This window comes from Aeromonas fluvialis (assembly GCF_000819885.1).
Taxonomy (GTDB): domain Bacteria; phylum Pseudomonadota; class Gammaproteobacteria; order Enterobacterales; family Aeromonadaceae; genus Aeromonas; species Aeromonas fluvialis.
On sequence record NZ_CDBO01000052.1, the window covers coordinates 79,852 to 85,942 of the forward strand.

A 6,091-nucleotide genomic window follows, 5' to 3' on the forward strand; every position below is an offset into this window, starting at 1 on the left:
CTCTCTGACAAACCCTGCTTAGATGGGCGGTGACCGTATTTCGCGCACCATTACAGCGCACCAAAACGATCCACCATCGCACTAAATTGATGCAACGCGAGTCGAGATCGCCTGATTTTGGGGAGCCTCTTCAGCGAGATTGCCCTGAAATCAAGCTGTCACAAACTTGGCACGATACTGGCTTATGTGAATACGACGACGCATTCACCCAGAGAGTTTTAACACCGGAGGTTACTTAGCATGTCAGCCCAGAACGTTTTGGCCCTGATCCAGGAACACGAAGTCAAGTTTGTTGATCTGCGCTTTACCGACACCAAGGGTAAAGAGCAGCATGTATCCATCCCTGCTCACCAGGTTGATGAAGATTTCTTCGAAGACGGCAAGATGTTCGATGGTTCCTCCATCGGCGGCTGGAAAGGCATCAACGAATCCGACATGGTACTGATGCCGGACGCAGCCTCCGCCAAGCTGGACCCGTTCACCGAAGAGACCACCCTGAACATCGTGTGTGACGTGCTGGAGCCTGCCACCATGCAGGGCTACGACCGCGATCCGCGCTCCATCGCCAAGCGCGCAGAAGATTTCCTGAAGTCCAGCGGCATCGCTGACACCGTGCTGTTCGGGCCGGAGCCGGAATTCTTCATGTTCGACAACATCACCTTCTCCAACACCATGGGCCACAGCTTCGTCAAAATCGAATCTGAAGAAGCCGCATGGAACTCCGGCACTGCCTATGAGCATGGCAACAAGGGTCACCGTCCGTTTGTGAAAGGCGGTTACTTCCCGGTTGCACCGGTCGACTCCTCCCAGGATATCCGCGCCGCCATGTGTCTGGTGCTGGAAGAGATGGGCCAGGTCGTTGAAGCTCACCACCACGAAGTGGCCACTGCCGGTCAAAACGAGATCGCCACCCGCTTCAACACGCTGACGCTGAAGGCAGACGAAGTGCAGGTACTGAAGTACGTGATCCACAACGTGGCCCACGCCTACAACAAGACCGTCACCTTCATGCCGAAACCCATGTTCGGCGACAACGGCTCCGGCATGCACTGCCACCAGTCTCTGGCCAAGAACGGCGTCAACCTGTTCGCCGGCGACCTGTACGGCGGCCTGTCCGAGATGGCACTGCACTACATCGGCGGTATCATCAAGCACGCCAAGGCCATCAACGCCTTCGCCAACCCGACCACCAACTCTTACAAGCGTCTGGTTCCGGGTTATGAAGCACCGGTCATGCTGGCCTACTCTGCCCGCAACCGCTCTGCCTCCATCCGCATTCCGGTAGTGCCGAGCCCGAAAGCCCGCCGTATCGAAGTGCGCTTCCCGGATCCTGCTGCCAACCCGTACCTGGCCTTCGCAGCCCAGCTGATGGCCGGTCTGGACGGTATCATCAACAAGATCCATCCGGGCGATGCCATGGACAAGAACTTGTATGACCTGCCGCCGGAAGAAGCCGCAGAAGTGCCGACCGTTGCCGGTTCTCTGGACGAAGCCCTGTCCGCACTGGATGCAGATCGCGAGTTCCTGACCCGTGGTGGCGTGTTCAGCGACGACTTCATCAACTCCTATCTGGAACTGAAACAGCAGGATGTTGACCGTGTGCGCATGACCCCGCACCCGCTGGAGTTCGAACTGTACTACTCCGTCTAAGTCGCAGCAGACTGTCCGTTTAAATCCGGTCAGCTTGCCTAATCGTGACAAAACCCGCCATCTGGCGGGTTTTTTCTCTGATAGGATTAAGCAAAATACCGTCAAGGAGAGATGGATGAACAACAAGCATGGCATAGGGGTGCTCGCCCTCATGTTGCTGACCCCGTTCGGAGCAGATGCGGCCAAGGTCTACTCCTGGGTCGATGGCAATGGCATCACCCACTACTCGGATGCACCACCACCCGGCAAGAGTGCCAAGGAGCTCGATCTGCGAATCGCTCCACTGATTGGCAGTAGTGCGCCACGCTCGGTGCAGGTGGATAACTTCAACAGCCTGACCGGCGCCGACGCCAAGAAGGAAAAAGAAGCGGCCAAGCTGGTCATCGAGCTGCTCTCCCCGGAACAGGGCAGCACCTTACGCGACAACACCGGTAACATCGTCTTTCAGGGCGCGATCAGCCCCAAACCTCCGACCCAGTATGATGTGCGCCTGACCCTGGATGGCAAGGCTGCCCCCATCGTCAGCAACAGCCTCTCTATCCGCGTCGAAAACGTCGATCGCGGTGCTCACGAGGCCCAGCTCGAACTGCTCGCCAAAGACGGTACGATCCTTGCTAAATCCAGCGTAGTCACCTTTTACCTGCATAGAGCGAGCGTGACGCCGGCTCCCAAACCCACCCCCAGGGCCGACCAGGGGTGATATAGCGCACCGATGCGGGTAAACTCTATGCACCATATCGGTGCGTGACAGGTGTCTAGCACCGTTTTAGGGAGAAACCTGTGCCAACCCGCTCGGACAACGCCAAAACACTCTTGGATAATTTGCTGACCGCCGTGATCCTGATGGATGAACGGCTTTGCATCCAGTTCGTCAACCCGGCGGCCGAACAGCTGCTCTCCCTCAGTGAACGACGGCTGATCGGTATCGAACTGCCCCATCTGCTGGAGCATATCTCCCTCGATTTGCAGCGGCTCAAGCAGTGCCTCGTTTCGGGGCAGGGGTTTACCGACAGCGAAGTGACTCTGGTGGTAGAGGGAGAACCCCGCCTGGTCGAACTGAGCGCCACCCCCATGGCGGATCACGAAAAGCGTCTGCTGGTGGTGGAGCTGCGCAAGATCGACCAGCAGAAAAAGATAAGCCAGGAGCAGCAGCAGCATGCCCAACAGCTGGCGGCCAAGGAGCTGGTGCGCGGCCTCGCCCACGAGATCAAAAATCCCCTCGGCGGCCTGCGCGGCGCAGCCCAGCTGCTGCAAAAAGAGCTGCCGGATCCGGCCCTGTGCGAATACACCGGCATCATCATCGAGCAGGCCGACCGGCTCCGGGTGCTGGTCGATCGCCTGCTCGGCCCCCAGCGGCCCGGCCGCCACCAGATGCACAACGTCCATTCGGTACTGGAGCAAGTGCGCCGTCTGGTGGAGCTGGAGCTGCCACCTTCTGTTCGCATCGAGCGGGATTACGACCCCAGCATTCCCGAATTCGAAATGGAGCCGGATCAGCTACAGCAGGCGTTTCTCAACATAGTGGGCAACGCCGCCGAAGCGCTCGGCGACCAGACCGGTCTTATCCGCATCAAGACCCGCACCGCGTTCCAGATCACCATCCATGGCCAGCGCTATCGGCTGGCGGCGGAAATCAAGATCATCGACAACGGCCCCGGCATTCCCGATGCCATCCGCGACACTCTCTTCTACCCGATGATTACCGGCAAGGAGGGGGGCACCGGGCTCGGCCTCTCCATCGCCCAGAACCTGATCGACCAGCACAAGGGGAAGATCGACTGTATTAGCTGGCCGGGTCACACCGAATTCACCATCTTTCTACCGCTTCGCAAGTAAGGGAACCCCATGACCGCCAAAGTGTGGATCGTCGATGACGACAGTTCTATCCGCTGGGTGCTGGAACGCACGCTCGGCAGCGAAGGCTTTAACTGCGAGAGCTTTGCCGATGGCGAAGCGCTGCTGCACGCCCTGGAGCTGCGCTCGCCCGATGTGATCCTCTCCGATATCCGGATGCCCGGCATCGATGGCCTGAGCCTGCTCGAACAGATCCATCGCCGTCAGGCCGATCTGCCCGTCATCATCATGACCGCCCATTCGGATCTCGACAGCGCAGTCAACGCCTACCAGCGTGGCGCCTTCGAGTACCTGCCCAAGCCGTTCGATATCGACGAAGCGGTGACCCTGGTACGGCGCGCCGAGAACCATCTCAAGGAGCAGCGCACCAAGCGCAAGTCTCGCCAGCAAGAGGCCACCGCCACTCCGGAGATCATCGGTGAGGCACCGGCGATGCAGGAGGTGTTCCGCGCCATCGGTCGCCTGTCGCGCTCCAGCATCTCGGTGCTGATCAACGGCCAGAGTGGTACCGGCAAGGAGCTGGTCGCCCACGCGCTGCACAAACACAGCCCGCGCGCCCACAAAAACTTCATCGCCCTCAACATGGCAGCCATCCCGAAAGACCTCATCGAGTCGGAGCTGTTCGGTCATGAGAAGGGGGCCTTCACCGGCGCCAACAACATCCGTCACGGCCGTTTCGAACAGGCCGACGGCGGCACCCTGTTTCTCGACGAGATCGGCGACATGCCGCTCGACGTGCAGACTCGGCTGCTGCGGGTGCTGGCCGATGGTCAGTTCTATCGGGTCGGTGGCCACCAGCCGGTGCAGGTGGATGTGCGGATCATCGCCGCCACCCACCAGAATCTGGAGAAACGGGTCGCCGATGGCGAGTTTCGCGAGGATCTGTTCCACCGCCTCAACGTCATCCGCATCCACATTCCCGCTCTCAAGGAGCGTCGTGAGGATATCCCCCAGCTGGCCCGCCACTTCCTGCTACGCGCCGCCAAGGAGCTGAATGTGGAGGCCAAGAGCCTGCACCCCGACACCCAGGCCTATATCAGCCGACTGCCCTGGCCGGGCAACGTGCGCCAGCTGGAGAATGCCTGCCGCTGGCTCACTGTGATGGCATCCGGACAGGAGGTGCTGGTCGGAGACCTGCCTGCCGAACTGCTCACCCCCATCACCCACAATGCCGAACCCGGCCAGCCGGCCCTGCCCGGCTGCTGGCAGCAGCAGTTGCAGGAGTGGGTTGCCGCCAAGCTGGCGTTGGGAGAGATCGATATCCTGGCCGACGCCCTGCCCCAGTTCGAGCGAATCATGCTGGAGACGGCTCTGGAGCACACCCACGGCCACAAGCAGGAGGCGGCCCGTCTGCTTGGCTGGGGTCGCAACACCCTGACCCGCAAGCTGAAGGAACTCGATCTCTGCTGAGTTCCCGGGAAAAACGATTCCCATCACGCCCTGACAAATCACCGCCTGCCAGAGCCCCCGCTTAACTATAAACGGGGTATCTTTTTTGAAAGCCCTGCCTAGAATGGCAGGCTTTCCAACCCGACTCGAAGAAGGCGCCACCATGATTGACAGATCTCTCCCCCTGACCGACCTGCACCGCCATCTGGACGGCAACATCCGCCCGCAAACCATCCTCGAGCTGGGTCGCCAACACAATATCCGGCTGCCCGCCTTCGAGCTGGAAGCGCTGCGCCCCCATGTACAGATCGTAGAGAACGAGCCGAGCCTGGTCGCCTTCCTGAAGAAACTGGACTGGGGGGTAGCCGTGCTGGCCGACTATGACGCCTGCCGCCGGGTCGCCTACGAGAACGTCGAAGATCTGCTGCGCGCCGGTATCGACTATGCCGAACTGCGTTTCAGCCCGGCCTACATGGCGATGGCCCACAAGCTGCACCCGCAGGGCGTGGTGGAGGCCATCATCGACGGCGTGGCCGCTGGCAGCCGCGACTTCGGCATCAAGACCAACCTGATCGGCATCATGAGCCGCACCTTCGGCACCGAGCAGTGCAATCAGGAGCTGGCCGCCTGTCTGGCCCACCGCAACAAGCTGGTCGCCATCGATCTGGCCGGTGACGAACTGGGCTTCCCGGGCACCCTCTTTACCGACCACTTCCGCAAGGTGCGCGATGCAGGCATGCGCGTCACCGTACACGCCGGTGAAGCCGCTGGCCCCGAGAGCATGTGGCAGGCCATTCGCGAGCTGGGCGCCGAACGTATCGGTCACGGCGTCAAAGCGATTCAGGATCCGGCCCTGATGGCCTATCTGGCCGAGCACCGCATCGGCATCGAATCCTGCCTCACCTCCAACCTCCAGACCACCACAGTGGCGAGCCTGACCGAACACCCGATCCGCCAGTTCCTGGCCGCCGGTGTGCTGGCCTGCCTCAACACCGACGATCCGGCGGTGGAAGGCATCGACCTGCCCCACGAATATGAAGTGGCCGCCCCGGCCACGGGCATGACCACGAGCGAAATCCGCACCGCCCAGCAGAATGGCCTGACCTTGGCCTTCCTGAGTGATAGCGAGAAAGCCGAGCTGAGCGCCCGCGCTGCCAGCCGCTGATCCACACCGGCACTGCAAATAACAACGGCCCAC

The 6,091-nt window shown here is 60.9% G+C and carries 5 protein-coding genes; all 5 read left to right on the forward strand.

Annotated elements, in window-relative coordinates; genetic code table 11:
- Positions 1-240 precede the first annotated feature (240 nt).
- The 5 genes from glnA to add all read left to right on the forward strand — a co-directional run bounded on the left by glnA (position 241) and on the right by add (position 6,058).
- Entirely contained in the window at positions 241-1,650 is a 1,410-nt protein-coding gene (glnA, locus tag BN1125_RS10865) for a glutamate--ammonia ligase (RefSeq protein ID WP_033135368.1), read from the forward strand.
- A gap of 115 nt (positions 1,651-1,765) precedes the next feature.
- Entirely contained in the window at positions 1,766-2,350 is a 585-nt protein-coding gene (locus BN1125_RS10870) for a DUF4124 domain-containing protein (RefSeq protein ID WP_042012314.1), read from the forward strand.
- Positions 2,351-2,430: 80 nt separating this feature from the next.
- On the forward strand, positions 2,431-3,486 hold the full coding sequence (gene glnL, locus BN1125_RS10875) for a nitrogen regulation protein NR(II) (protein ID WP_042012315.1): 1,056 nt from the start codon (positions 2,431-2,433) through the stop codon (positions 3,484-3,486).
- Between the two features lie 9 nt (positions 3,487-3,495).
- Positions 3,496-4,914 (forward strand): nitrogen regulation protein NR(I), encoded by a 1,419-nt coding sequence (glnG, locus tag BN1125_RS10880; protein WP_042012316.1) that lies wholly within the window; start codon positions 3,496-3,498, stop codon positions 4,912-4,914.
- A 142-nt stretch (positions 4,915-5,056) separates the two neighbouring features.
- Positions 5,057-6,058, forward strand: coding sequence for an adenosine deaminase (gene add, locus BN1125_RS10885; RefSeq protein ID WP_042012317.1), 1,002 nt, complete (start codon positions 5,057-5,059; stop codon positions 6,056-6,058).
- Positions 6,059-6,091 lie beyond the last annotated feature (33 nt).

Coding starts and splice junctions, on each gene's coding strand:
- BN1125_RS10870 (WP_042012314.1), top strand. CDS start 1,766: ATGAACAACAAGCATGGCATAGGGGTGCTCGCCCTCATGTTGCTGACC.
- glnG (WP_042012316.1), top strand. CDS start 3,496: ATGACCGCCAAAGTGTGGATCGTCGATGACGACAGTTCTATCCGCTGG.
- glnA (WP_033135368.1), top strand. CDS start 241: ATGTCAGCCCAGAACGTTTTGGCCCTGATCCAGGAACACGAAGTCAAG.
- add (WP_042012317.1), top strand. CDS start 5,057: ATGATTGACAGATCTCTCCCCCTGACCGACCTGCACCGCCATCTGGAC.